The organism is Vibrio pomeroyi (assembly GCA_041879425.1).
Classification (GTDB): domain Bacteria; phylum Pseudomonadota; class Gammaproteobacteria; order Enterobacterales; family Vibrionaceae; genus Vibrio; species Vibrio pomeroyi_A.
Genome location: CP090854.1, coordinates 424,287 through 450,268, shown reverse-complemented (window position 1 = coordinate 450,268; position 25,982 = coordinate 424,287). Strand labels below are relative to the sequence as shown.

The window sequence follows — 25,982 nt, the reverse complement described above, 5'->3', positions numbered from 1 at the left end:
TTACCTTAAAAATTATAGTTTTATATCTACAACAGAGAGCGAGTCTAATTGCTGCATCTTCTGCCATATTTCACTGACGGTTCGTCCGTCTTGCGGGATCACTCTCGCAGGACAGAGATCATAAAGTGGTTGTGTTACAAAAGGATATTTATAGATATCACTTCGTGGTAATTCTGGCTCGCGCTCAGACACCACGTCTCCAAACAGCACAATATCAAGATCGAGCTTTCGATCTTGAAGTTTGTGCGCATCTTGAGAGCGACCCCATTTAAACTCAATTTTACGAAGTTGCTGTGAAAATTCAGTCAATGAAAGTGATGTGTCGAGCTCTATCACAAAGTTATAAAACGGGTGGCTATTAAACCCCACAGGCTCACAGTGATAGATTTTAGAGCATTTAAGGTTAATCCCTAACGATTGAAGCTCTGTCCATGCCACCCTTGCATGCTTGTCGCGCTCTATGTTCGTGCCAACACCAACATAGACTACTGTCATGCTTGACCTCGTTCGATGATCACGCCAACAGCTTTTGCTTGTGGAACGGCACCCGGCTTCGCTAGGCGGATCTTAATCCAAGGCACAGAGAATTGAGTCATGATTAACTCAGCGACTTCTTCTGCCACACGCTCAACCAATAGGAAGCGACCGTTAGCAATATGGTCAAGCACAGCGGTACTCACTGTTGAGTAATCCAAAGCATCAACAACATCATCACTCTTGCCCGCTGGGCAGTTGTCATGAGCCATTTCAATATCAAGCACCAGTTTTTGTTTGATCTCTTGTTCCCAATCGTAAACACCGATCGTTGTAATTACTTCTAGCTGCTCAATGAAAACTTTATCCAGTGCCATGACTTGTCCTTTTAGAGGTCGGATACCCATATTGGGGAAAAAAACGTATTATTTGCGTAATTCGAGATATGATATCAATTACTCTTGGATTGAGCATTATTTTCCCATCGTTAGGCTTATAACCGTTTAAGGACAGACATGACCCCATTGGCACTTATCATGATCATTGCTGCCTACTTACTAGGTTCAATCTCTAGTGCGGTCTTGATATGCCGAGTTTTGAGGCTCCCTGACCCAAGAACGGTGGGTTCGAATAATCCCGGAGCAACCAACGTGTTACGTGTCGGCGGTAAAGGTGCTGCGGCATCAGTACTGCTTTGCGACATGCTCAAAGGCACCATCCCTGTATGGCTTGGTTACTACCTCAAGATCGACCCAATCATTTTAGGCGTTGTCGCTATTGCAGCCTGCCTTGGCCATATGTATCCGATCTTCTTCCACTTTAAAGGTGGTAAAGGCGTCGCAACGGCACTTGGCGCTATCGCCCCAATAGGATTCGATCTAACGGGAATGATCATGGCGACATGGTTAGTGGTCGCGTTTTTGTTTCGTTACTCTTCTTTAGCGGCACTGGTCACCGTACTACTTGCACCTTTCTACGCTTGGTTAGTCAAACCGCAATACACACTGCCCGTGGCCATGTTGTGCTGCTTAATCGTGCTACGTCACCACCAGAATATCCGCCGCCTACTTGATGGCAGCGAGCCAAAACTCGGACAAAAAAAATCGGCTTAACCTTATATATCCTTCGAATATAAAGATTTCAGCCGATAAATTTTAGTTGCCGTTAGTACTACAGCAGATGCTTGTCTAAAAAGCCTTTCAGCATCGTATTCACAAACTCTGGCTGTTCTAGCGAACTAATATGACCTGCGCCAGGAATTACCACTAACTCACTCCCTGTAATGCAATCGTGCATTAGGTAAGATTCAAGCACTGGGCGTGGCTTATCTTCTTGACCTACCGCAACCAACACAGGTAGCGCGAAGTTCTCTACTGATTCGATCATGTCACGACGCCCAAAGACCATTCTACCGATGCGCGCCACTTCTTCCGCTTTATCACCCTGAAGTTCTGATAACTGCTGAGTAAAACCTTCTACCAAATCTGGCGTGTTGGTTTGAGCATCGTTTGCGAAGAACAGTGGCACCACTGCTTCAACAATCGGTTGAGGAACCATCTTAGTTTGAGTGATGGTGTCTAACATGTTGAAGTATTTAGCGTGCGCAACTTCTGGTTCTAGACCCACAAAGGTATCCATTAATACCAATGACTGAATTCGCGCTGGTGCTAACTCGGCAAGCTCTGTTCCCCACATGCCGCCAACCGATAAACCAACTACTGAAAACTTATCGATGTTTAGGTGATCAAGCAGTGCCAAAACATGTTGAGCATAATCTTTCAGGTTACGCATTGCACCCGGTGCCGCTTCAGATTCACCGTGAGACCAAAGCTCAGGCACAATACAACGGTACTGAGCTTTCAACTCCTCAATTTGTGGCTTCCACATTGCGCTATCCCAAAGGTAGCTGTGACCCAATACAACAACCGGGCCCTCACCTTCATCTAGGTACGCCATCGATTGATTATCTACAGTGAACTTGTTCATCTTCTTCCCTAATCTCTATCAGCAATAATTTATCGACATATAGTCGGTAAGCTAGGATATAAAAACGGCCGCACTAGGCGACCGTTTATCGAAACATCTTGATGTATTAAGCAATTGGCTCTAATTGGTCAATCGGCCAACGTGGTGTTGCTTGAACTGAAAGGTCTGCAGTCTCGCCATTTTTCAGGCGCTGCATACCTGCATAAGCGATCATTGCACCGTTATCAGTACAGAACTCAGTGCGTGGGTAGTACACCTCACCACCAATTTTCTTAGCAAGCGCTTCAAGCTCAACACGCAGTTGCTTGTTTGCACTTACGCCACCAGCAATCACTATACGTTTCATGCCTGTCTGTTCCAAGGCACGCTTACACTTGATTACCAAGGTGCCACAAACCGCTTCTTGGAATGCGTAAGCAATGTCCGCGCGAGTTTGATCATCGTTGTCATTGTCACGAATCGTATTCGCTGCAAATGTTTTTAGACCAGAGAAGCTCATATCTAGGCCAGGGCGATCAGTCATAGGACGAGGGAACTTAAAGCGACCTGGCGTGCCTTTCTCTGCTAATCGAGAAAGCAACGGGCCACCTGGGTAATCTAAGCCCATCAGCTTAGCCGTTTTATCAAACGCTTCACCCGCCGCATCATCAATCGATTCGCCAAGGATCTTGTATTCACCAATCCCCTTCACTTCGACCATCATAGTGTGACCGCCAGAAACCAGCAGAGCCACAAATGGGAACGGCGGTGGGTTATCTTCTAGCATTGGCGCTAGTAGGTGACCTTCCATGTGGTGAACGGGTACAGCGGGTACGCCCCAAGCATAAGCAATACTGCGACCAATCGTTGCACCAACAAGCAGTGCGCCAACCAAACCTGGGCCAGCCGTGTAAGCGACGCCATCGATGTTTTTAGAGGTTAGGTTTGCCTCTTTAAGAGCCGCTTTGATTAGCGGAATTGTTTTCTTCACGTGATCACGTGATGCCAGCTCAGGTACCACACCACCGTAATCAGCGTGCAGTTTTACTTGGCTATATAATTGATGAGAAAGCAGCCCCTGCTCATCATCATAAATTGCGATTCCTGTTTCATCACAAGAGGTTTCAATACCAATAATGCGCATAATTTTCTCGGCACGCTTTCGTCTAAAATGGGAAATTAGCGCAATATTACCCTGCCTAAGCTCTTCAAACAAATATTGTACAGACTATAATCGACAAAGTGCTTTACAAAGCTACTGTGATCGGATTAAAATTCCGCACCATTTTTGATCAAGCTGGTTAATGGCCAAACGCGAATAGAGAGTTAGCTCGATGGGTAACTTCTCTGATTTGGTACTGAGTAGCCAGCGATAATGAATAACCCCTGAGGTGAAAGGCATATGCCAATAGTTAAAGTACGTGAAAACGAACCGTTCGACGTTGCACTACGTCGTTTCAAGCGCTCTTGTGAAAAAGCAGGTATCCTTTCTGAAGTTCGCCGTCGCGAGCATTACGAAAAGCCAACTACAGTTCGCAAACGCGCTAAAGCAGCAGCTCAAAAGCGTCACGCTAAGAAGCTAGCTCGCGAAAACGCACGTCGCGTTCGCCTGTACTAATAACTTAATCCATAAGGACTGAGTTATGGCTCTTATTGAACAACTCAAAGAAGAGCAAAAATTAGCGATGAAAGCCAAGGACAAACCGCGCCTTGGCACTATCCGCTTAGCTCTTTCAGCAATTAAGCAACGTGAAGTTGACGAACGGATCACTCTGAACGACGACGACATTCTTGCTGTATTAGTTAAAATGGTTAAGCAACGTCGCGATTCTGTTGCTCAATATGAATCGGCAAATCGTCAAGATCTTGCTGACGTGGAAAAAGCAGAAATTGCTGTACTTGAAGGCTTTATGCCTCAACCGCTAACTGATGAAGAAGTTATTGCACTACTTGATAGCGTAATTGCCGAAGCTCAACCTGCGGGCATGCAAGACATGGGTAAAGTAATGGCTATCTTGAAACCACAAATTCAAGGGCGTGCAGATATGGGTAAAGTTAGTGGTTTAGTTCGTTCTAAACTCGCTTAATCCCAAATCAAATTGCAACAAGCCGTGCAATCCTTCGGAACGCACGGCTTGTTTGTATCTGTAACCTATTCAAACTATTATTATCCACATTCTCAGTTAGTGCATTTTTCTAAGGTTTTATGGCAGGACACATCCCGCGTAGTTTCATCGATGATCTCCTAGCGCGTCTCGACATTGTCGACATTGTGGACGCACGCGTGAAACTTAAGAAAAAAGGCAAAAACTATGGTGCTTGTTGCCCATTCCACAACGAAAAGACCCCTTCTTTTAGCGTAAGCCAAGAAAAACAGTTTTATCACTGCTTTGGTTGTGGCGTACACGGTAATGCTATCGACTTCATTATGGAGTTCGAACGTCTCGATTTTGTTGAAGCTATTGAAGAACTGGCTTCTTACTTAGGGCTCGATGTTCCTAGAGAACAACGCAGCGGCGAGATATCAACAACACCTAGAGCCAACAGCGAACAAAAACGTAACCTCTATGATCTGATGGGCGGCATCAGCCAGTTCTATCGCTCGCAGCTGAAAATATCAGCCAATAAACCAGCGATTGAATACCTAAAGAATCGCGGCCTGTCTGGCGAAATCGTCCAGAAGTTTGGCATTGGTTATGTGGCGGATGAGTGGGACTTGGTTCGTAAGAACTTTGGCCAACAGAAAGAAGCCCAAGACATGCTCGTGACTGGCGGCATGTTAATAGAGAACGATAAAGGCAACCGATACGACCGATTCCGTGGGCGCGTGATGTTCCCGATTCGCGATCGTCGCGGCCGTGTGATTGGTTTTGGTGGCCGAGTATTAGAAGATGGCACGCCAAAATATCTGAACTCACCGGAAACGCCTATCTTCCATAAAGGTAAAGAGCTTTACGGCCTTTATGAAGTGTTGCAAGCCTACCGTGAACCGCCACAAGTACTTGTGGTTGAAGGTTACATGGATGTCGTAGCACTTGCGCAATACGGTGTCGATTACTCAGTGGCATCACTAGGCACCTCAACAACTGGCGACCACATTCAAATGTTGTTCCGCCAAACCAGCACTGTGGTTTGTTGTTACGATGGTGACCGAGCAGGTAAAGAAGCCGCGTGGCGTGCACTGGAAAATGCCCTTGAGTACCTGAAAACAGGGAACACGCTCAAGTTTCTATTCTTACCAGACGGTGAAGACCCAGATAGCTATATAAGAGAACACGGCAAAGCCGCTTTCGAACAGCTTGTTCATAATGCGACGCCGCTTTCGACTTATTTGTTCGATAACCTGATTGAAATACACAAGTTGAACTTGGGAACAACGGAAGGAAAATCGGCACTGCGTGCACACGCTAGCGCCTTGATTAACAAAATTCCTGATAGTTACTTCCAAGAACTGCTCGAAAAACTGCTCGATGAGCGGACTGGATTTGATAACCAATTGCGACGTGCGCGAGTTCATACACAGAACCCTACACCTCAACCGCATAAAGAGCTGAAGCGCACTCCAATGCGTGAAGTTATCGCTTTGCTTATCCAAAATCCGAGCTATGCTGATATGGTACCGGATTTATCGAGTGTCAAAGGCTTACAGTTGCCTGGACTAAGTTTATTCGTCGAAGTACTTGATAAATGCCACGAGCATCCCCATATCAACACAGGCCAATTATTAGAGCATTGGCGACACAATAAACATGAGGCTCTTCTGTCTCGTCTCGCGAGCTGGGAAATCCCCCTCGACGAAGACAATCAAGAAGACATATTTTTAGACTCATTGGACAATATACTTGCCCAGTGCGTTGAAAAACAAATTGAAAACCTGCAGGCCAAAGCAAGAAGCGTCGGTTTATCAGCCGAAGAAAAAAGGGAGCTACTAGCTTTAATGCTAGATCTAAAAGCGTAACCCTGTTTGATTAGTCAGCATTTAATAAATTTGTTAACATAATTGGTTTGCATTTGAGAATGCAACGTCCTTCACCAGACCTGAAGTTGGATATCATCTATGGATCAAAATCCGCAGTCACAGCTTAAATTACTTGTTATTAAAGGCAAGGAACAAGGCTATCTGACCTACGCCGAAGTAAACGACCACCTACCTGCAGAAATCGTGGATTCTGAACAGGTAGAAGACATCATTCAAATGATTAACGACATGGGTATCAAGGTAGTTGAAACTGCACCTGATGCTGATGATCTAGCACTTAATGATGACGATGCCAATATAGATGAAGATGCAGCCGAAGCTGCAGCTGCTGCGCTTTCAAGCGTAGAAAGCGAGATTGGCCGTACTACTGACCCAGTTCGTATGTACATGCGTGAAATGGGTACGGTTGAACTACTGACTCGTGAAGGCGAAATCGACATTGCGAAACGTATTGAAGATGGTATCAATACGGTTCAACTTTCTGTTGCTGAGTACCCAGGCACTATTCCATACATCTTGGAACAGTTTGACCGCGTACAAGCAGAAGAGATTCGCTTAACAGACCTAATCAATGGCTTTGTTGACCCAGATGACGATGGCACTGCTGCGCCAACGGCAACTCACATCGGTTCAGAACTTGCTGAAACTGATCTGGAAGACGAAGACAAAGAAGATGCTGAAGACGACGAGGAAGAGGAAGAAGAAGATACAGGTATTGATCCTGAGCTTGCTCTTGAGAAGTTCACAGCACTTCGTACTAGCTACCAGAATCGTCAACTAGCGATCAACGAGTACGGCCACGAAAGCCCGAAAGCAATGCTTGCAACGACTATGATGCAAGACGTGTTCAAAGAGTTCCGTCTAACACCAAAACAGTTTGATTACCTAGTAAACGAACTGCGTAACTCTATGGATCGTGTACGTACTCAAGAACGCCTAATCATGCGTCAAACGGTTGAGTACGGCAAAATGCCGAAGAAATCTTTCATTGCTCTATTTACTGGCAACGAATCTAGCGAAGCATGGTTGGATGAAGTTCTTGCTTCTGACAAGCCATACGCAGAAAAGATCAAACGTAACGAGAACGATATCCGCCGCTCAATCCAAAAACTGGATATGATCGAGAAAGAGACGTCTCTTACTGTTCAAAGCATTAAAGACATCAGCCGTCGTATGTCTATCGGTGAAGCGAAAGCTCGTCGTGCGAAGAAAGAGATGGTTGAAGCGAACTTACGTCTAGTAATCTCGATTGCTAAGAAGTACACAAACCGTGGTCTACAATTCCTGGATCTAATCCAAGAAGGTAACATCGGTCTGATGAAAGCCGTAGATAAGTTTGAATACCGTCGTGGTTACAAGTTCTCTACATACGCTACGTGGTGGATTCGTCAAGCAATCACTCGTTCGATTGCCGACCAAGCTCGTACTATCCGTATTCCGGTTCACATGATCGAAACGATCAACAAACTAAACCGTATCTCTCGTCAAATGCTACAAGAGATGGGTCGTGAACCACTTCCGGAAGAGTTGGCTGAGCGCATGCAAATGCCTGAAGACAAGATCCGTAAAGTACTGAAAATCGCTAAAGAGCCAATCTCAATGGAGACACCAATCGGTGACGACGAAGATTCGCACCTAGGTGATTTCATCGAGGATACAACGCTAGAACTGCCTCTAGACTCTGCAACGGCAACAAGCCTACGCGGTGCAACGAAAGACGTTCTTGCTGGCCTAACACCTCGTGAAGCTAAAGTACTGCGTATGCGTTTCGGTATCGACATGAACACTGACCACACTCTAGAAGAAGTTGGTAAGCAGTTCGACGTAACTCGTGAACGTATCCGTCAGATCGAAGCAAAAGCACTGCGTAAACTTCGTCACCCAAGCCGCTCAGAAACTCTGCGTAGCTTCCTAGACGAGTAATCACACACTCAAGTGTGGTTAGCTTTTAAGCATAAATAAGAAAAGGTGAGCGTTGGCTCACCTTTTTTTTATCCGTGTGATTTAAGTGGCTAAGATGTAAGCGGAATTGCCCCTTATAGTGTCTAGACACCACTGAATGCTTCCCCTATAATCTATGCCCTACGGCCCCTTAGCTCAGTGGTTAGAGCGCACGACTCATAATCGTTCGGTCCCCAGTTCAAATCTGGGAGGGGCCACCAAATTAGAAAAGCCAGAACAGTTCACGCTGCTCTGGCTTTTTGCTTTTCTGAACCAGTACAAATCATGTTCTGCACTTCCTAACGATAACGAATCATCCCGCACACAATTCCAATGCCCTCTCTGTGACTAAGCTTACTTTTCTTTTATAGAAAAATCGGCAATATGAATGTACACAAATCACTCAATTGTTCAGGGAAGACACATGAAAGACGAAACGCTCTCGATTCACTTCGGCTACGAAACCGATCCAACGACCAAATCGGTAGCAACACCTATCTATCAAACCGTCGCGTATGAATTCGATGATGCACAACACGGCGCCGACCTCTTTAACCTTGCAGTACCCGGTAATATCTATACTCGCATAATGAACCCGACCAATGATGTGTTAGAAAAACGCATGGCCGCCTTAGAAGGTGGTATTGCAGGTTTAGTGGTAAGTGCGGGCAGTGCCGCGATTAACTACGCGATTCAAACCTTGGCACAGATCGGTGACAACATCGTCTCGACACCTCAACTTTACGGCGGCACGTACACCCTATTTGCTCACATGCTGCCAAACCAAGGGATTGAAGTACGCTTTGCTAAAGACGACAAACCAGAAAGCTTAGCAGCGCTGATCGATGAAAAAACCAAGGCGGTTTACTGTGAAAGTATTGGTAACCCAGCAGGTAATATTATCGACTTAGAGCGTGTCGCAGAACTTGCTCACGCAAAAGGTGTACCTGTAATTGTCGATAACACAGTCGCGACACCGGTACTGTGTAAACCAATTGAGTTTGGCGCTGACATCGTGGTTCACTCACTCACCAAGTACGTGGGTGGTCATGGAACAACGTTAGGTGGCGTGATTGTCGACTCAGGTAAATTCCCATGGGCAGAACACAAAGATCGCTTCCCTGTGTTTAATCAACCAGAGCCTTCTTATCATGGTGTGGTTTATACCGAAGCCTTTGGCGAGGCTGCGTTTATCGGTCGAGCTAGAACGGTTCCACTACGCAATACAGGTGCAGCACTGTCGCCAATGAATGCCTTCATGCTGATGCAAGGTTTGGAGACGCTTTCGCTACGCATGGAGCGACACACAGAGAACGCATTGAAAGTGGCAGAATACCTCAGCCAACATGAGAAAGTCAGTTGGGTAAGCTACGCAGGCTTGCCTAGCTCAGAATTCTACCCGCTTGCTGAAAAATACATGCAAGGTAAGCCATCGGCTATTTTATCTTTTGGTTTAAAGGATGGTTATGAAGCAGGTGTTCGCTTCTACGACGCGCTACAAATCTTCAAGCGCCTAGTGAACATTGGCGACGCCAAGTCTCTTGCTTGTCACCCTGCTTCTACAACGCACCGTCAATTAAGCGAAGCGGAACAAAAACAAGCAGGTGTATCACCAGAGATGATTCGCCTATCAGTAGGCATTGAGCACATCGAAGATATCTTGGCTGACCTAGAGCAAGCTCTTAACGCTTAATCAAGGTAACGACACCGAGATATTAAAGTACCATGTAGCATGAAAAAAGTAACAGGTACAAAAAAGCCCATCACTGGATGGGCTTCTTATTATCTATTGCTTAGATAAGCTGTCGATTACTCAACCGTTACCGCTTTCGCTAAGTTACGAGGTTGGTCAACATCGGTACCTTTGATTAGCGCTACATGGTAAGACAGCAGTTGCATCGGTACTGTGTAGTAGATAGGTGCTGTTACTTCACTTACGTGAGGCATCTTGATGATCTTCATGTTCTCATCGCTTTCAAAGCCAGCGTCTTGGTCAGCGAATACGTAAAGTAGACCGCCACGAGCACGTACTTCTTCAACGTTTGATTTTAGCTTCTCTAGTAGGTCATTGCTTGGTGCAATTACCACTACTGGCATATCTGCATCGATAAGCGCTAGAGGACCGTGCTTAAGCTCACCCGCTGCGTATGCTTCTGCGTGAATGTAAGAGATCTCTTTCAGCTTCAGAGACGCTTCCATTGCGATTGGGTAGAACTCGCCACGACCTAGGAACAATGTGTGGTGCTTATCAGCAAAGTCAGGTGCTAGCGCTTCGATCTCTTTATCGAATGCTAGAGCTTGCTCGATAGCCGTTGGTAGCTCATGCAGCGCCTTAACGATTTCAGCTTCTTTCTCTTCATTGATACGACCTTGTAGACGACCAATTGAAGTAACCATCATCAGCATTGCTGCTAGTTGAGTTGTGAAAGCCTTAGTAGAAGCGACACCGATCTCTGTTCCTGCGCGAGTCATGAAAGCAAAGTCAGATTCACGAACCAGCGAAGAACCCGCAACGTTACAGATAGTCATTGCTGACATGTAGCCTTTCTCTTTTGCAAGACGAAGTGCAGCAAGCGTATCAGCCGTTTCACCAGACTGAGACAGAGTGACGAGTAGGCTGTTCGGGCGAACAACGAAGTCACGGTAACGGAACTCAGAAGCGATCTCTACATCACAGCTTACGCCCGCTAGAGATTCAAACCAGTAACGAGCAGCCATACCTGAGTTATAAGACGTACCACATGCGATGATCTGCACGTGTTCAACCTTGCTTAAGATCTCTTCCGCTTTAACACCGATTGCGTTAGTGATAACCGAAGTTTCAGAGATACGACCTTCCATTGTGTTGATCAGTGCAGTTGGCTGTTCAAAGATCTCTTTTTGCATGAAGTGACGGTATTTACCTTTGTCACCTGCATCGTGTTCTGCGTTTGATTCAACGATTTCACGCTCTACACGCTCACCTGCAACGTCAAATACCGTTACATCACGACGAGTAACCTCAGCAACGTCACCTTCTTCTAGATACATGAAGCGACGAGTTACACTTAGTAATGCAAGTTGATCTGATGCTAGGAAGTTCTCACCCACACCAAAACCGATAACGATAGGGCTACCAGAACGAGCAACAACAATGCGGCTAGGATCTTTGCGATCAACCACAACCGTGCCGTACGCACCGTCTAACTGTTTCGCTGTTTTTTGCAGAGCTTCAACCAATGAATCAGAAGTACGAAGTTCCCACTCAACTAAGTGAGCGATAACTTCTGTATCCGTTTGTGAAGTAAATACGTAACCACGCTCTTGCAGCAGAGCACGCAGTGCTTCGTGGTTTTCGATAATGCCGTTGTGTACAACTGCGATATCACCAGACATGTGTGGGTGTGCGTTTGCTTCAGACGGCTCACCATGTGTTGCCCAACGAGTATGAGCGATACCTGTACCGCCAATCACTTGTTGCTCTTCTACCGCGTCTGCTAGCTCTTGTACTTTACCTAAGCGGCGAACACGAGTTAGGTTAGATTCGCTATCCACCACAGCGACACCTGCAGAGTCGTAGCCACGGTATTCTAGGCGGCGAAGGCCTTCTACTAAGATTTCGGCTACATCACGTTGTGCTACTGCACCAACAATTCCACACATAGTTTTACTCCATCAATTTTGTTTATTCCTACTGGCAGCAAGCAAAGGCCATATCTTTAATAAGATCAATTATAGGAAGTTTAATGCATAATATTTAAAATTAGTTTTAAGCTGGATCCGTTAAGATCACTCGAACGTCATGTGATTCGATACTTGCTTGAGATTCTTTGCTCAAGTCTGTATCGGTAATCAAAATATCGATGTGGTTCCAAGCCAGCTCTAAATTGGGGATCTTTCGTCCCACTTTTTCAGACTCAACCATCACGATCACTTCTCGTGATACTTCAGCCATAACTTTACTCAGGCCAACCAACTCATTGAATGTGGTTGTGCCTCTGTCGAGGTCGATACCATCAGCCCCGATAAACAGTTGGTCAAAATCGTAAGCACGCAAAACTGACTCTGCAACTTTGCCTTGGAAAGAATCCGAATGGGTATCCCAAGTACCGCCGGTCATGAGTAGCGTCGGTTCACTTTCAAGCTCATTAAGGGCATTCGCCACATGCAATGAGTTGGTCATAACCACCAAACCACGCTTGCTGTTTAGCTGCTGAATTAGGGCACCTGTCGTGCTACCGCTGTCGATCACAATACGGTTATGGTCACGAATTAAATCTGCAGCCGCTTTTGCCAAAGAAAGCTTTCGAGTCGAAACTTGTTGACCCAGTTCTTCGTTCACAACCTCTTTCGGTAACGAAATCGCACCACCATAACGGCGTAAAAGCTGACCGTTTTTCTCTAAAGACGCCAAGTCCTTTCTAATAGTGACCTCTGAGGTTTCGAACTTAGCGGATAATTCATCAACACTAACCTCCCCTTTTTCGTTCACTAGGTTAGAAATTGCATGTCTTCTGAGCTGAGTGTTTCGTTTCGACATTTAGAAAAGACCTTTAAGTTTCGATATGAAACATATTATAGTTACAACGAAACTATTTAGTCCATTTATTTTGATCCAAAAAATTAATAAATAGCGATAAAACCTTGTCCTAAGACAATTGTTAAGCAGTGATATTGAAGTCATTAGGTGGTAGAATCCGCACCCGAAAAGAAAAAAAATTACAAAACTGACTGTTATTTTTTTGCAACTTACCGCCTATATAGTGGGGTAAGTCACAGAAAACCGATATTGAATCAAAATCTTTTGGTCATAAAATGACTAAAATTGATGAAAGACTTACAACTCTGAAGGACATATTGGAAGTCCCGCGCTTTTACACAACAGGCACAAAATGTTGATGTAGCGGACCAATCTTCAGAACTTAAATAAATTTCAAATTGTAACAATACTTACCGGAGAGTACCTTCCATGAAAAAGACCAAAATCGTATGTACGATTGGCCCTAAAACTGAATCTGTAGAGAAGCTAACTGAACTAGTAGATGCTGGCATGAACGTTATGCGTCTTAACTTCTCTCACGGTGATTTCGCAGAGCACGGCACTCGTATCGCGAACTTCCGTAAAGTAATGGAAAACAAAGGTGAGCAACTTGCTATCCTTCTAGATACTAAAGGTCCAGAAATCCGTACTATCAAACTTGAAGATGGTAACGACGTAGATCTAGTAGCTGGTCAAGAGTTCACTTTCACAACTGACGCAACAGTTGTTGGTAACAAAGACGTAGTAGCAGTAACTTACCTAGGTTTCGCTAAAGACCTAACTGCAGGTAACACTATCCTTGTTGATGACGGCCTAATCGAAATGGAAGTTATCGCAACAACAGAAACTGAAGTTAAGTGTAAAGTTCTTAACAACGGTGCTCTAGGCGAAAACAAAGGTGTTAACCTTCCTGGCGTTTCTGTTCAACTTCCTGCTCTTTCTGAGAAAGACAAAGCTGACCTTAAGTTTGGTTGTGAGCAAGGCGTAGATTTCGTTGCTGCTTCTTTCATCCGTAAAGAAGAAGACGTTAAAGAAATCCGTGAGCTTCTAAACGCTAACGGCGGCGAGAACATCCACATCATTTCTAAGATTGAAAACCAAGAAGGTGTAGATAACTTCGATTCAATCCTTGAAGCTTCTGACGGCATCATGGTTGCTCGTGGTGACCTAGGTGTTGAAATCCCAGCTGAAGAAGTAATCTTCGCTCAGAAGATGATGATCGAGAAGTGTAACCGTGCACGTAAGATGGTTATCACAGCAACTCAAATGCTTGACTCTATGATCAGCAACCCACGTCCAACTCGTGCAGAAGCGGGTGACGTTGCGAACGCAATCATGGATGGTACTGATGCAGTAATGCTTTCTGGCGAAACTGCTAAAGGTAAGTACCCAGTTGAAGCTGTTACTATCATGGCTCAAATCGCGAACCGCACTGATTCTGCTCTTAAAGCTGAACTAGGTTCTCGTCTAGACAGCCCACGTCTACGCATCACTGAAGCAGTATGTAAAGGCGCTGTAGACACAGCAGAGAAGCTAGCTGCTCCTCTAATCGTTGTTGCAACTGAAGGCGGTAAGTCTGCACGTTCAGTACGTAAGTACTTCCCAACTGCAAACATCCTTGCTCTAACAACTAACGAAAAGACAGCTGCACAGCTAGTTCTTACTAAAGGTGTTAAGCCAGTTCTTGTTGACTCTATCGAGAACACAGACGCGTTCTACATCAACGGTAAAGAAATCGCTCTACAATCTGGCCTAGGTAACAAAGGCGACATCGTAGTTATGGTTTCTGGTGCTCTAGTAGCTTCTGGTACTACAAACACGGCATCTGTTCACGTTCTATAAGAATGAACCGATTCGCATAAAATATAAAAGAGGGCTTCGGCCCTCTTTTTTTATGAAACAAAATCTTGCCTAACTTTTCAGTACGCTGTATTATCAATCACAATAGAACTACGTACTGTTAACTTCCAAAGGGCTCTTTCTAAGAGACGGATTAGCAGACTAGAAATCAATATACATGAGGTTTGTAATGTCTAGTCCTACGCTCACTGACAAAGTATCAAAGATGATTCGCCAAGATATTCTTAATGGTGAGTTAACCCCAGGCCAAAAACTCGTTGTTGCTGATCTAAAAGCACGATACAACGTAGGCGCATCTCCAATTCGCGAAGCCTTGGTACAATTATCTTGGAGCAAATACGTAAAGCTTGAGCCACAAAAAGGCTGCTGGGTATCTCCTGTATCAAAGAAAGAACTGAATGACCTATACGAAAGCCTTCGTGTTGTCTCTTCTGTTCTACTCAAAAAGGCGATTTCAGCGGGTGATGAAAGCTGGGAACTAGATGTACTTACGTCTTACCATAAACTGTCACGAGTACAGCACGTATCAGAAGAATTTGATTGTGTTGAGTGGGAAGAGCGTCACCAACAATTCCACGTTGCGTTACTTGAAGGCGCTGATTCAGAGAACATGTTTAAGTTCTTTGATGACCTTATCAACCAAGTAAAACGTTACCGCTTCTTAGCGATGTCTGCTGAAAGCGCGTCTGATGATCTGTTCAATATTGATGAGCACGAAATGATCATGAAGCTAGTACTGTCTAAAAATGTAGAGCAAGCGACTGAGCTACTTGATCAACACCTGCTAGGTTCAATGAAACGAATTGAAGAAGTTATCGAAGCGGCATAACGCTAAAGTAGTTTCTAACTAAATAAAAACGGAGCCCAATGGCTCCGTTTTTTGTTTCCAGCATTACAACTGAACTACCACCCAAAAAACTCTTTGTGATGAGTATTGAGCAGCACAACCATAGGTAAAAAATACAAAGCACTCAATTGAAAGCCAAGAATGGCTAATGTGCCTATGGTTAACCTCACTAAAAAATCGACAAACATACCACGCCTCTTTTAACCAGACTGTATGATCCCCAAACTCTTGCTCCAGCTAACCTAATTCTACTGCTGCCTTTCAACTAATTGAAAAAGCTAGCTAATCAGTTGAATTAAGTTAACGGTGTCATCCTTTTACATCTGGTAAACACTCTATTTATTACACCGTTAAGCACGATGTAATTTGAAGCAAGGTAGTTTACTTATTGTTCAGTTTAGCTCAAATTATCGCCAACATTAGACTTTAGTCTAACTGTATAGATTTTGTGACATAGGTCGCTCAAAAGTGAGATTCCTAATAAAAAGAAGGGAAGGAAAAATCAATCAGAAAGCAGTTTAAAGAGACTAATCAGACAGAAGAAAGAAACTAAATAGGCAGAAAACTAGGCAACATCAGCATGGCTAGGACACATAGAGACCGTATTGCGACCAGAGGACTTTGATTCATAAAGCCCGACATCAGCACATTTGTATGAACGGGTGCTGTTACTGGTTAAATCCGTAAAGCCAACACTCACCGTCACCTTAGTACCAGCGGCTAACTCTATCTCAATTCGCAATCGGTCCAATACGCGCTTCGCTTCCGGCAGAGACGTGTGTGGCATCAGCAATGCGAACTCTTCTCCTCCAACACGAGCAACAAAATCGGTACTGCGAAGGCTATCTTGTAGGAGCCCAGCAACGCGCGCAATCACGCGATCGCCTTCATCGTGGCCAAGCTCGTCATTGATTCGCTTAAAGTTATCGATATCGACTAAGGCTAAACAAGTGGTGGCTTCATTAGGATAACGCTCAACCAAACGAGAATAGTAAGCCAGTTGTTCTTCGAACTTGCGTCGGTTCCAGAGGTTACTCAAAGCATCTCGCTCACTCAGAAAACGCAGGCGCACTTCAAGCTCTTTCCTTACCGAGATATCAACCAACGAAGTAATGTAATAGCTCACTTTACCCGAATTGTTTTTGACCGCATGGACTCGCATGATGGCAGTAAAAGGAATACGAAGCTTGTTCTTACACAGCACCTCTCCCTCCCACACTTCCTCTTGCTCTAGGTGCTGCCAGATAGATTCACTAGAGAGTGCCTGCTCAGTATTTTCCAACAACAGCTGCAAGGCATTGTGGCCGATGACTTGCTTTTTACTGTAACCCGTCATGTTTTCAAATTCGTTATTGATCATCATGGCGCGATGTTGCTTGTCAGAGATCATCACTGCCGACATGCCGTTCAATGCCGCACGTGCTAATTTACTTTCTAAGCTACGACGTCGATAGTGCGTAACCAGATAAGCAAATGGAAAGGCGAAAATCAGAACGGTAAATAGAACAATGATCTCTTCGTGGGCAAGATCATTCAAATCACGCTCAGCGCGATCAAGAAGCTGCTTCTCGTTCAGGTGGATCAACAGGTGCATCTTTTGATTATTCGCGAGCTTGACGGTGTTAAACGCGAACAGGTTACCGTCTTCAAATGCAGTGCCCATTTGTTCACGAGAAATCGCTTCCCATGTCTTGGGTGCGATATTTTTTAAGTTGAAGCTCTTTCTCTCTGGAACGGAATCACCAAAAAGCTTACTGCTGTTGTTACTCGCAATGTAATAACCCGACTCATTGACGACCTCTGATCGAAAATCATAATCCGGAGAGAAATTAAGACGTGAAGACAGTCCCCAAACATCCAAATTAATCACAAGATAGCCGACACGCTTTTCTGGTGTTTCAACGGGAGTGAAGACTCGCAGAACAGGTTTATAAGGATAGGTTAACTCGCCGTGCTCGATTTCAAGCTCTATTCCCCAGCCGCCAATCTCTTCATGTTCCAAGCCTTGCGCGAATTGGTAGTAACTCGATTCTGATCTATCTTGTAGGTGCTGAGGTAACGTCACCTCGCCTGTTGCAGACGAATAGTTCACACGCACCAGCTCTTTACCTGCGATATCAAGTAGATGAATTTGTGTGTACCATTTTTGGTTCACTAGAACAGACTGCCACACTTCTTCAAGCAGGTTTTTGGTTTGGTCTGATGGAGAAGAGGCGAAATTAACTAAGCTTTGGCTATGGCTGAGTAGCTCCATAACAGAGACTAATTGAGATTTTAGAAGGTTGTAGTCTCGTTCAGCGTAGACCAATTGATGAAGGGCTTGTTTTGCCGACTCATTAAAACTCTGAGTTTTAACGTCTTGATAGCGTTGTAAATAATACAGCCCTACAGCAGAAGACAGTGTGATAGAGATAATCAGCAATGTAATTATTGATTTTTTAGTTCTCATTGCTAACTCAGGTGAATGGAAGTCGAGCGCGGGATTATAGCACTCTAAAAAATTAACAAAATAAAAGCCGCTTAAAAAAGCGGCTTTAAAGCTATTTTATAAAGACTTATTGTCTAGGCTTTCAGCGCTCGTTCACCACGAGCGATACCAACCACGCCACTTCGCGCTACCTCAAGTACTTCCGTTACTTCAGACAAAGCCTGAATGAAAGCATCAAGCTTCTCACTCGTACCGGCCATTTGCACCGTATATTGAGAAGCTGTCACATCAACGATCTGACCACGGAAAATATCCGCTGTACGCTTCACTTCTGCACGAGCAAAACCGCTCGCACGTACTTTTACCATCAGAAGTTCACGTTCAATGTGCTCAAGCTCAGAGACCTCTTGTACCTTAAGTACATCGATCAGCTTATGCAGCTGCTTCTGGATCTGCTCAAGCTGCATTTCGCTTGAGTTAGTTGTCACGTTCAAACGAGAGAGTGTCGGATCATCGGTTGGAGATACGTTCAACGACTCGATGTTATAGCCACGTTGAGAAAACAAGCCAACCACACGAGAAAGCGCACCCGGTTGGTTTTCCATTAGTAGTGAAATAATGTGTCTCATATTATGTTCTCTCCGTTTTGCTTAGCCACATGTTATCCATACCCTCGCCTTTGATCTGCATTGGGTATACGTGCTCGGTGTCATCAACACTGATATCGACAAATACCAAACGGTCTTTCATCGCTAGTGCTTTTTCCAAACCTGATTCCAATTCATCCGGAGATGAAATGCGCATACCTACGTGGCCATAAGCCTCCGCAATTGCAGCAAAATCAGGAACAGAGTCCATATATGAGTTAGAGTGACGACCTTGATAAACAATGTCTTGCCACTGTTTAACCATTCCTAAGAAACGGTTGTTCAGGTTAATAATCTTAACCGGGATATTGTATTGCAGTGCCGTCGACAGCTCTTGGATATTCATTTGAATACTGCCGTCGCCCGTTACAACAACCACTTCTTCGTCTGGCTTAGCAAACTTAACACCCATACCAGCAGGTAGACCAAAGCCCATGGTGCCTAGACCGCCTGAGTTAATCCAACGGCGTGGTTTGTTGAATGGGTAGTACAATGCAGCAAACATCTGGTGCTGACCAACATCCGAAGCAACGTACGCGTCGCCATTGGTTACTTTGTGCAGTGTTTCAATAACTTGTTGCGGCTTAATGCGCTCAGAAGATTTCTCATAAGCTAAGCAATCACGCTCTTGCCACTGTTTGATCTCACTCCACCAGCTTTCCATCGCTTCAGCATCGTTAGTGCCACCTTGCTCAATCAGCAGGTTCACCATGCTCTCTAGTACTTTTTCTGCAGAACCTACAATCGGTAGATCCACTTTAACGTTCTTAGAGATCGACGATGGATCGATATCAATGTGCATAATCTTTGCATTCGGACAGTACTTGTCTAGATTATTAGTAGTACGGTCATCAAAACGTACACCAACACCAAAGATAAGGTCGGCATTGTGCATCGCCATATTGGCTTCATACAAACCGTGCATGCCCAACATACCCAAAGAGTTCTTGTGAGTGCCCGGGAAGGCACCAAGACCCATTAGGGTGCTTACAACGGGTAAATTCAGTGCTTCAGCCAATTTAATGAGCTGTTGGTCTGCCTCAGAGATAACCGCACCACCGCCGACATAAAGTACTGGCTTCTTCGCTTCAAGAAGTGCTTTTAGTGCCTTCTTGATTTGACCTTTATGACCCGTAACCGTTGGGTTGTACGAACGCATTTTGATCGTCTCAGGGTATTCATAAGGAAGCTTGATTTGTGGGTTTAGGATATCTTTCGGTAGATCGATAACCACAGGACCAGGACGCCCTGTCGTTGAAATATAGAAGGCTTTTTTAACGACTTCAGGGATGTCTTCCGCTTTCTTAACTAGGAAGCTGTGTTTAACGATCGGGCGAGATACACCGACGATGTCACACTCTTGGAAGGCGTCGTTACCAATCAGGTTATTTGGTACGTTACCAGAAATAACAATCATTGGGATTGAGTCCATGTACGCTGTCGCAATACCGGTAACAGTATTGGTTGCGCCGGGACCAGAACACACTAGTACTACGCCCGGTTTACCGGTAGAACGAGTATAGCCATCAGCCATATGGGTAGCGGCTTGTTCGTGTCGTACTAATACGTGTTTAATTTCAGCAGTTTTAGCATGCAGCGCATCGTAGATATCAAGTACAGAACCACCTGGATAACCAAAGATTTGTTCTACACCCTCTTCAATTAGAGACTGCACCACCATCTCAGCGCCGGATAACATTGCTGTTTCAGGTTTTGTTGTCATATTGCTCTCCTCACCAGTTTCCAATCATATTTGGTGAACATGTTGGGCTGGTTTTTCATAGTCTAGGGCTTATTCGTAGCCTAATTCGAAATACTTCCACTTTTTCGGCTATGGCTGTCTGTCGTGATAACAACAAACAGTAATACGAAACAACTTTAACGCTTTATTATCATCTGGTCTAACACCTGTTATCCGACAATCATGCCAAAAAACCAACTATTAGCTTAAAGCATCAAATAAAACCCAAACCAAGATTGATAACTAGATATTAAAACTAGAAAGAGAGCAAAAAAAAGCACTTAATATTTAAATGAATCGCTAATTATCGATAAATAACGAGCTTATCTGTGTGCGCTTTCGCACATTGTACTTGGTCATTAGCTACAAAAAATCCCCCTAAAAATGCAATCACATTCGTAGGGGGATTTTTAAACAACTGAAAATTTATCTCAGTAGAAAACTACTTATCTTTAGACTTTTCAGTGTACATTTCTTCGATTTCGTCTTGATACTTATCGTTGATAACCTTACGACGCAGTTTCTGTGTCGGCGTCAGTTCGCCATCATCCATAGAAAACGCTTTTGGCAGTAGCTTGAACTTCTTCACTTGCTCAAACTTGGCTAGCTCTTGCTGTAGGTCATTCACGCGCTTCTCTAGCATCTCAACAATTTGGTGGTGCTTAATAAGCTCAACACGGTCGTGGTACTTGATGTTCAGTTCTTTTGCGTACTCTTCTAGCGAGTCGTAACAAGGAACAATCAGTGCAGAAACGAATTTACGTGTGTCAGCGATAACCGCAATCTGTTCGATAAAGTGATCTTTACCAATCGCGCCTTCCACCACTTGCGGTGCAATGTATTTACCGCCAGAGGTTTTCATCAGCTCTTTGATACGGTCAGTAATGAACAGGTTACCATTTTCATCAAAATGACCCGCATCACCGGTTTTCAAGAAACCATGCTCATCAAATGTCTTCGCAGTTTCTTCAGGCATCTTGTAGTAGCCGCGCATCACCATTGGGCCTCGAACAAGAATCTCGTTCTGAGCACCAATCTTAACTTCTGCGCCAGGCATCGACATGCCGATAGAATCAGGGTTAAAGCAGCGGTCATCCCAGCACGAAACCGTTGCTGTAGTTTCTGTCATGCCGTAGCCAAGTTTTACGTTAATACCGATAGCATGGAAGAAGCGACCGATGGTTTCATCCAGCTTGGCGCCACCACATGGCATGAAGTTGATGTTGCCGCCTAACAGTGCTCTCAGCTTAGATAAAACAAGCTTATCTGCTAGCGCATGGCTCTTCTTCAGCATTAGCGAGGGAGTGCGACCTTCTTGATGACAAACAGAGAGTTTCGCTCCCATGTTCACCGCCCAAGTAAATAGAACCTTACGGATAAACGGCGCTTTCGAAACCTTCTCGTGAATTGCAGAGAAGATCTTCTCGTAGAAACGTGGAACCGCACACATTACGGTTGGCTTCACGTCGCTCAGCGCGTCACGCACCTGCATAGTATCTTGTAGGTAACAGTTGGTTGCGCCTTTATAGAGAACGTAGAAGGTCCACGCTCGCTCAAATACGTGAGATAGAGGTAAGAAACATAATGAGACATCGTCTTTGCTTAAGCTTAGACGCTCATCGTGGCCTTCTAATTGATAGCCAATATTGGTGTAATCAAGCATTACGCCTTTCGGCTGGCCAGTAGTACCAGAGGTATAGATAAGAGTCAGTAAGTCGTCCATGCTTGCATCTGCAAGACGAGCATCAAGTTCAGCTTGCTGAGCCTCAACACCGCGTGCCATGAAATCAGCCCAAGATACCGCGAAGCTATGGCCTTGAAGGTCGATATCATCAGACATCGCAACAACCACTTCTAGCTGTTCGCACTCTTCAAATAGGCTCACCGCCGCGTCAAATTGAACTTGCTCACCAACGAATAAGATCTTCACATCCGCATTTTGGATGATGTAAGACGACTGCGCTGCTGTGTTGGTTGGATAAATCGGCACAGTCACAAGGCGAGCTTGTAAAGATGCAAAATCTGCCACGGTCCATTGAGGCATATTGTTTGAATAGATACCGATCTTATCTTGAACTCTCAGTCCCTGAGCCAATAGTGCTAATGAAAGCGTATCGATTTGTTGTCCAAACTGCTCCCAGCTAATACCTTGCCATACATTGTCTACTTTATGCTTCAAAGCTGTACGGTTGCCGCCTTGGGCAATTTGGTCACGAAGTCTTTTTACGATATGAAAATCTAAATTGGCCATCTCTTTACCTTTGGCTTACACCTGTAAGCTTTTTTGAGCGCACAAGTGTACCTCTGATCATGGAAAAGGCAACTGATGAAGCTCAAAGTTATAAGTAATAGTACGTCTCACGCTAAGTTTTCTATCAACAAAAATAGCAGGTACAAAAAAGCCCCAAGCCAGACTCCTAGCTTAGGGCTTATAAAACATAGGGATTAGTGTCTAGTTAAGTGCCACTACTTCGCCACAGATCATCATTAACTGATCTCGTAACCAAATGTGTCCTTTATCCTTTTCACTTGATTCGTGCCAGCTTAGGAAGCCAGAAATCGCCGCATTATCGAATGGGAAATCTAGAATCTGAAGTTGCTCTTTGTTTGCTGCATGTTCAACCATCCAACGAGGAGCAATTGTTACTAGTTCAGATTGGCCTACAACGTAAAGAACGTTGCTTAAGCTCGTACCTTCGTAGAAAGGCGTGCAATCTAGGTCACGGTAAGCTTGCTCAGAGAAGCTACGTTGACCATGGATGCGAGACAGTTTTGCGTGCTTTTCGTTAAGCAGCTCTGCCGCTGTTACTTCACCGTTAATACGTGGGTGAGAAGCAGAAGCGACAACAACCAACTCATCTTGGAAGATTTCAGTGCTTGAGAAGCCCTGCTCATCAAAACGAGCGTAATCAATAACGAAGTCGATTTCTTGGTAGCGCATACGCTCAGAAAGTTGACGATCGAATTCAGCATCCATGTGCAGTTTAACACTAGGTGCTTGGTCGTTGATTGTCGACATAATCTTAGGAGCAAAACGCATGTCACAAGGGCTGCAAATCGCAAGTTTGAACAGGCGAGAAGACGACTCTGGAGAGAACACAGAACTTGGTAGTTCGTTGCGTACTAATTGTAGCGCTTGGCGGATTGGACCAAACAACTGACGAGCACGTTGAGTCGGTTGAATACCACGACCTTGACGCATGAATAGTTCGTCGTTAAACATCACTTTTAGACGAGCAACAGCGTTACTTACAGCAGGCTGAGACATACCCAGATTGTGAGCTGCACGTGTAATGTTTTGCTCTTGCATAACTGCATCAAATACAGTCAAAAGGTTTAAGTCGACTCCACGAAGTGTGCTTTCCATTCTGTAGCTTGCAATAGCACTCATTGCGTCTTTTTTATCTAACATTCAAGTTGCCTCTTGTCGGTTCGACAGCGTTAAATTGGTAATGGTATGAGAATAGATAACCACTAATTCTTATATTTATCAGACCGATGTTTTTCGGATTGACATTACTATTAACCAATACATCTCGAGCTACCAACAAGATTGATAAAGAATAATTTTATTTTACCTTAATGATTAAATAACATCTAAAAATCAGTAATTTATAGAGTTATAAAAAAATATAAAAAGCGTAACTTATGAGTTTGTTTTCGACTTATTTAGCTGTTCTATCTTTTGGTTACAATTGTTACAATTTATTGAACCGGTGAATTAGTTGACCAGTTGATTCAGAAATAACACTTATGAGTTAGGTGAGCGATGCATAACTTGGAAAGTCTACCTTGTCCCAAAGTTGCTTTCTTAAGTCATCTTGATTAGACCAATTCCCCGCTAATACCCACTCAACGAGTGCACTTGCCACGTCTGGATAGGTGACCACTTCCGCTTGTTTTTCGTTGAGCCAACCACGCAAGATAGCAGGGTCTAAAAAGCTCATTGTTTGAGCCAATCCAAGCGCCTCTAGCGTCGCCACATTGCTCTGTTGTTCAAACTGCCCATCAAGCGGTTTAAGGAGCAACTTCTTACCCAACGTTAGAGCTTCAGAGGGTAATTCAAATCCCCCATTTGCCACCACACCTGAGCACTGGCTGAGGTCGAATTGGAAACCTACATGACTGAGCGGTTTGAACTCAATATTTTCGACTCGGCTTTGTTCAATCACATTTGGGTGATAGCAGACAAAATTATGAGAAATGAACTTCATCAACAGCTCTGATATCGCCTCTAGATCCTCAAACGGCAAGTAGACCAGAGTGAAGTCTTGCGGCGCTTTGGTTTGTTGTTCGCCAGTGAGCGTGTGAACGATCGGTGGCAATATTGGCTGTTCAAAGTGATACCAATGCAGTCCAATTGAGTGCTCGGTTGGGGCGAAGTGTTGAATCACAGAGTGCTCAATCCAGTTGCCACCTTCTTTAGGCACATCATAACGGAACGCATTTTGGTGGCTTATCCCTATACAAGGTACGCCTTGTCTTTTAGCTGCCCAAGCGGTCACGGGTTCAAAGTCGTTAAGCACTAAATCATACGGCGTCAGATCGATCTGGTTAATCTCACTCAGAAATCGCCAGATGTTGTTCTTCATGAATGTCTTGCCGTATTTCACCTGCCCCTGCTCGCTGTAAAACGTTAAGCCACTGCGGGTTTGATAGCTTCCAAATTCTTCCATTGAGAAATACTTGCTCTCTTCTCGCCCAGAGAATAGAAAGTCGACATCGATATTTTGCTGACGAAAGGCGACGGCCATTGCTCTCGCACGCGCGATGTGACCATTTCCAGTGCCCTGTACGCCATATAAGATTTTCATGCTTTTTCCTTTAGAGTTGCCACTTAGACGCGGCAGAGATTGCCAAAAAAAAATGATTACAGAATGAAACTGATAGCTAGGCTCGTACAAGCAATACCCAAGGCGACACCTATTAGTACGTCTGTCAAAAAGTGCACACCAAGTAAGATTCGAGAGCCAGCGATCGCGATCGCCCAAACCAAACTAAAGAGATATAAGCTCGGATAGAAATGTCCGATTAGAGTCGCCATGACAAAAGCCGCTGCGGAATGCCCAGATGGCAGGCTGTATTTATCGGATGGCACAATGTGGGAATAAAGCAGCGAAGAGAACTCTGCCGGCCTGCGGCGTTTGAGGGTATTTTTCGCGAACCAGTAGATAGGTAGTTCGATAGCAAAGGCGGTTAAACCGACCAATAGAAAGTCTCGGCCAGTACTGCTATCAGCCAGCAAAGCAATCAACGCGATTAACACGTAAAGGTGTCCATCTCCAGTATGAGACACCGCTTTACTGAGTGTTGCATGTTGCCCGCTATAGCGGTTTTTTAAACAGAAAACAGAAAATGCCACATCCCAGCGGACAATAGGTTCGATAGTACGCATACGATCTCCTTAACAATCCTTATTCAGTTAAGGGTCAAGTTATGCCCAACAAATGACAGTTAAGTGACGTTTTGAATGAACTAAAATGAAATTTCCTTGGGATGCGCAGTGAAGCCACTCACCCCAAGGTGATGACAAAAACACCCTATAAAAATAAAGCGGCACTAGGCCGCTTTATTGTTTATT

The 25,982-nt window shown here is 44.6% G+C and carries 21 protein-coding genes and 1 tRNA gene; 9 read left to right on the top strand and 13 right to left on the bottom strand.

Features of this window, described 5'->3' with window-relative positions:
* Positions 1–12: 12 nt before the first annotated feature.
* Together folK and folB are read right to left on the bottom strand one after the other, a co-directional pair.
* Entirely contained in the window at positions 13–495 is a 483-nt protein-coding gene (gene folK, locus L0992_02100) for a 2-amino-4-hydroxy-6-hydroxymethyldihydropteridine diphosphokinase (GenBank protein ID XGB67525.1), read from the bottom strand.
* Positions 492–851: a dihydroneopterin aldolase gene (gene folB / locus L0992_02095; GenBank protein ID XGB67524.1), complete on the bottom strand. Its 360-nt coding sequence runs from the start codon at positions 849–851 to the stop codon at positions 492–494. The genes folK and folB overlap by 4 nt, the downstream gene beginning before the upstream one ends.
* A gap of 138 nt (positions 852–989) precedes the next feature.
* On the opposite strand from folB, the gene plsY reads away from it, so the two are divergent.
* The gene (plsY, locus tag L0992_02090) at positions 990–1,586 is read left to right on the top strand and encodes a glycerol-3-phosphate 1-O-acyltransferase PlsY (protein XGB67523.1); all 597 of its coding nucleotides are present in this window, start codon (positions 990–992) and stop codon (positions 1,584–1,586) included.
* A gap of 58 nt (positions 1,587–1,644) precedes the next feature.
* On the opposite strand, the gene L0992_02085 is transcribed toward plsY, so the two are convergent.
* Positions 1,645–2,460, bottom strand: a complete 816-nt coding sequence (locus L0992_02085) for an alpha/beta hydrolase (protein ID XGB67522.1) — start codon at positions 2,458–2,460, stop codon at positions 1,645–1,647.
* 106 nt (positions 2,461–2,566) lie between these two features.
* The gene (gene tsaD, locus L0992_02080; protein ID XGB67521.1) at positions 2,567–3,583 is read right to left on the bottom strand and encodes a tRNA (adenosine(37)-N6)-threonylcarbamoyltransferase complex transferase subunit TsaD; all 1,017 of its coding nucleotides are present in this window, start codon (positions 3,581–3,583) and stop codon (positions 2,567–2,569) included.
* 258 nt (positions 3,584–3,841) lie between these two features.
* On the opposite strand from tsaD, the gene rpsU reads away from it, so the two are divergent.
* From rpsU to L0992_02050, 6 genes are all read left to right on the top strand, one after another.
* On the top strand, positions 3,842–4,057 hold the full coding sequence (gene rpsU / locus L0992_02075) for a 30S ribosomal protein S21 (GenBank protein XGB67520.1): 216 nt from the start codon (positions 3,842–3,844) through the stop codon (positions 4,055–4,057).
* A 25-nt stretch (positions 4,058–4,082) separates the two neighbouring features.
* Positions 4,083–4,526: a GatB/YqeY domain-containing protein gene (locus tag L0992_02070; protein XGB67519.1), complete on the top strand. Its 444-nt coding sequence runs from the start codon at positions 4,083–4,085 to the stop codon at positions 4,524–4,526.
* Positions 4,527–4,645: 119 nt separating this feature from the next.
* Positions 4,646–6,397, top strand: coding sequence for a DNA primase (dnaG, locus tag L0992_02065; GenBank protein ID XGB67518.1), 1,752 nt, complete (start codon positions 4,646–4,648; stop codon positions 6,395–6,397).
* 99 nt (positions 6,398–6,496) lie between these two features.
* Positions 6,497–8,341, top strand: coding sequence for an RNA polymerase sigma factor RpoD (gene rpoD, locus L0992_02060; GenBank protein XGB67517.1), 1,845 nt, complete (start codon positions 6,497–6,499; stop codon positions 8,339–8,341).
* A 163-nt stretch (positions 8,342–8,504) separates the two neighbouring features.
* Positions 8,505–8,580: transfer RNA gene (locus L0992_02055), tRNA-Ile, on the top strand.
* A gap of 203 nt (positions 8,581–8,783) precedes the next feature.
* Positions 8,784–10,052 carry an O-acetylhomoserine aminocarboxypropyltransferase/cysteine synthase gene (locus L0992_02050; protein XGB67516.1) on the top strand — a complete coding sequence of 423 codons (1,269 nt, stop codon included), beginning with the start codon at positions 8,784–8,786 and terminating at the stop codon, positions 10,050–10,052.
* Between the two features lie 116 nt (positions 10,053–10,168).
* Here the strand turns inward: L0992_02050 and glmS are convergent, their stop codons facing one another.
* Entirely contained in the window at positions 10,169–12,001 is a 1,833-nt protein-coding gene (gene glmS / locus L0992_02045; protein XGB67515.1) for a glutamine--fructose-6-phosphate transaminase (isomerizing), read from the bottom strand.
* Positions 12,002–12,107: 106 nt separating this feature from the next.
* The gene (locus L0992_02040; protein XGB67514.1) at positions 12,108–12,878 is read right to left on the bottom strand and encodes a DeoR family transcriptional regulator; all 771 of its coding nucleotides are present in this window, start codon (positions 12,876–12,878) and stop codon (positions 12,108–12,110) included.
* Positions 12,879–13,307: 429 nt separating this feature from the next.
* On the opposite strand from L0992_02040, the gene pykF reads away from it, so the two are divergent.
* Together pykF and L0992_02030 are read left to right on the top strand one after the other, a co-directional pair.
* The gene (pykF, locus tag L0992_02035; GenBank protein ID XGB67513.1) at positions 13,308–14,720 is read left to right on the top strand and encodes a pyruvate kinase PykF; all 1,413 of its coding nucleotides are present in this window, start codon (positions 13,308–13,310) and stop codon (positions 14,718–14,720) included.
* A gap of 223 nt (positions 14,721–14,943) precedes the next feature.
* A complete protein-coding gene (locus L0992_02030) occupies positions 14,944–15,567 on the top strand; it encodes an FCD domain-containing protein (protein XGB68667.1) in 624 nt (207 codons plus the stop codon).
* A gap of 583 nt (positions 15,568–16,150) precedes the next feature.
* On the opposite strand, the gene L0992_02025 is transcribed toward L0992_02030, so the two are convergent.
* From L0992_02025 to L0992_01995, 7 genes are all read right to left on the bottom strand, one after another.
* Entirely contained in the window at positions 16,151–18,034 is a 1,884-nt protein-coding gene (locus tag L0992_02025; GenBank protein XGB67512.1) for a sensor domain-containing diguanylate cyclase, read from the bottom strand.
* Positions 18,035–18,147: 113 nt separating this feature from the next.
* The gene (gene ilvN, locus L0992_02020) at positions 18,148–18,642 is read right to left on the bottom strand and encodes an acetolactate synthase small subunit (protein XGB67511.1); all 495 of its coding nucleotides are present in this window, start codon (positions 18,640–18,642) and stop codon (positions 18,148–18,150) included.
* Position 18,643: 1 nt separating this feature from the next.
* Positions 18,644–20,383 carry an acetolactate synthase 3 large subunit gene (locus tag L0992_02015; protein ID XGB67510.1) on the bottom strand — a complete coding sequence of 580 codons (1,740 nt, stop codon included), beginning with the start codon at positions 20,381–20,383 and terminating at the stop codon, positions 18,644–18,646.
* A 460-nt stretch (positions 20,384–20,843) separates the two neighbouring features.
* Positions 20,844–22,652, bottom strand: coding sequence for a long-chain fatty acid--CoA ligase (locus L0992_02010; protein XGB67509.1), 1,809 nt, complete (start codon positions 22,650–22,652; stop codon positions 20,844–20,846).
* A 201-nt stretch (positions 22,653–22,853) separates the two neighbouring features.
* A complete protein-coding gene (gene leuO, locus L0992_02005) occupies positions 22,854–23,813 on the bottom strand; it encodes a transcriptional regulator LeuO (GenBank protein XGB67508.1) in 960 nt (319 codons plus the stop codon).
* A 346-nt stretch (positions 23,814–24,159) separates the two neighbouring features.
* A complete protein-coding gene (locus tag L0992_02000) occupies positions 24,160–25,215 on the bottom strand; it encodes a glycosyltransferase (protein XGB67507.1) in 1,056 nt (351 codons plus the stop codon).
* Between the two features lie 56 nt (positions 25,216–25,271).
* Entirely contained in the window at positions 25,272–25,796 is a 525-nt protein-coding gene (locus L0992_01995) for a phosphatase PAP2 family protein (protein ID XGB67506.1), read from the bottom strand.
* Between the last annotated feature and the right edge of the window lie 186 nt (positions 25,797–25,982).

Excerpts from the sequence above, each read along its gene's own strand:
- folK (XGB67525.1), bottom strand. The coding sequence starts at position 495 with ATGACAGTAGTCTATGTTGGTGTTGGCACGAACATAGAGCGCGACAAG.
- folB (XGB67524.1), bottom strand. The coding sequence starts at position 851 with ATGGCACTGGATAAAGTTTTCATTGAGCAGCTAGAAGTAATTACAACG.
- plsY (XGB67523.1), top strand. The coding sequence starts at position 990 with ATGACCCCATTGGCACTTATCATGATCATTGCTGCCTACTTACTAGGT.
- L0992_02085 (XGB67522.1), bottom strand. The coding sequence starts at position 2,460 with ATGAACAAGTTCACTGTAGATAATCAATCGATGGCGTACCTAGATGAA.
- tsaD (XGB67521.1), bottom strand. The coding sequence starts at position 3,583 with ATGCGCATTATTGGTATTGAAACCTCTTGTGATGAAACAGGAATCGCA.
- rpsU (XGB67520.1), top strand. The coding sequence starts at position 3,842 with ATGCCAATAGTTAAAGTACGTGAAAACGAACCGTTCGACGTTGCACTA.
- L0992_02070 (XGB67519.1), top strand. The coding sequence starts at position 4,083 with ATGGCTCTTATTGAACAACTCAAAGAAGAGCAAAAATTAGCGATGAAA.
- dnaG (XGB67518.1), top strand. The coding sequence starts at position 4,646 with ATGGCAGGACACATCCCGCGTAGTTTCATCGATGATCTCCTAGCGCGT.
- rpoD (XGB67517.1), top strand. The coding sequence starts at position 6,497 with ATGGATCAAAATCCGCAGTCACAGCTTAAATTACTTGTTATTAAAGGC.
- L0992_02050 (XGB67516.1), top strand. The coding sequence starts at position 8,784 with ATGAAAGACGAAACGCTCTCGATTCACTTCGGCTACGAAACCGATCCA.
- glmS (XGB67515.1), bottom strand. The coding sequence starts at position 12,001 with ATGTGTGGAATTGTTGGTGCAGTAGCACAACGTGATGTAGCCGAAATC.
- L0992_02040 (XGB67514.1), bottom strand. The coding sequence starts at position 12,878 with ATGTCGAAACGAAACACTCAGCTCAGAAGACATGCAATTTCTAACCTA.
- pykF (XGB67513.1), top strand. The coding sequence starts at position 13,308 with ATGAAAAAGACCAAAATCGTATGTACGATTGGCCCTAAAACTGAATCT.
- L0992_02030 (XGB68667.1), top strand. The coding sequence starts at position 14,944 with ATGATTCGCCAAGATATTCTTAATGGTGAGTTAACCCCAGGCCAAAAA.
- L0992_02025 (XGB67512.1), bottom strand. The coding sequence starts at position 18,034 with ATGAGAACTAAAAAATCAATAATTACATTGCTGATTATCTCTATCACA.
- ilvN (XGB67511.1), bottom strand. The coding sequence starts at position 18,642 with ATGAGACACATTATTTCACTACTAATGGAAAACCAACCGGGTGCGCTT.
- L0992_02015 (XGB67510.1), bottom strand. The coding sequence starts at position 20,383 with ATGACAACAAAACCTGAAACAGCAATGTTATCCGGCGCTGAGATGGTG.
- L0992_02010 (XGB67509.1), bottom strand. The coding sequence starts at position 22,652 with ATGGCCAATTTAGATTTTCATATCGTAAAAAGACTTCGTGACCAAATT.
- leuO (XGB67508.1), bottom strand. The coding sequence starts at position 23,813 with ATGTTAGATAAAAAAGACGCAATGAGTGCTATTGCAAGCTACAGAATG.
- L0992_02000 (XGB67507.1), bottom strand. The coding sequence starts at position 25,215 with ATGAAAATCTTATATGGCGTACAGGGCACTGGAAATGGTCACATCGCG.
- L0992_01995 (XGB67506.1), bottom strand. The coding sequence starts at position 25,796 with ATGCGTACTATCGAACCTATTGTCCGCTGGGATGTGGCATTTTCTGTT.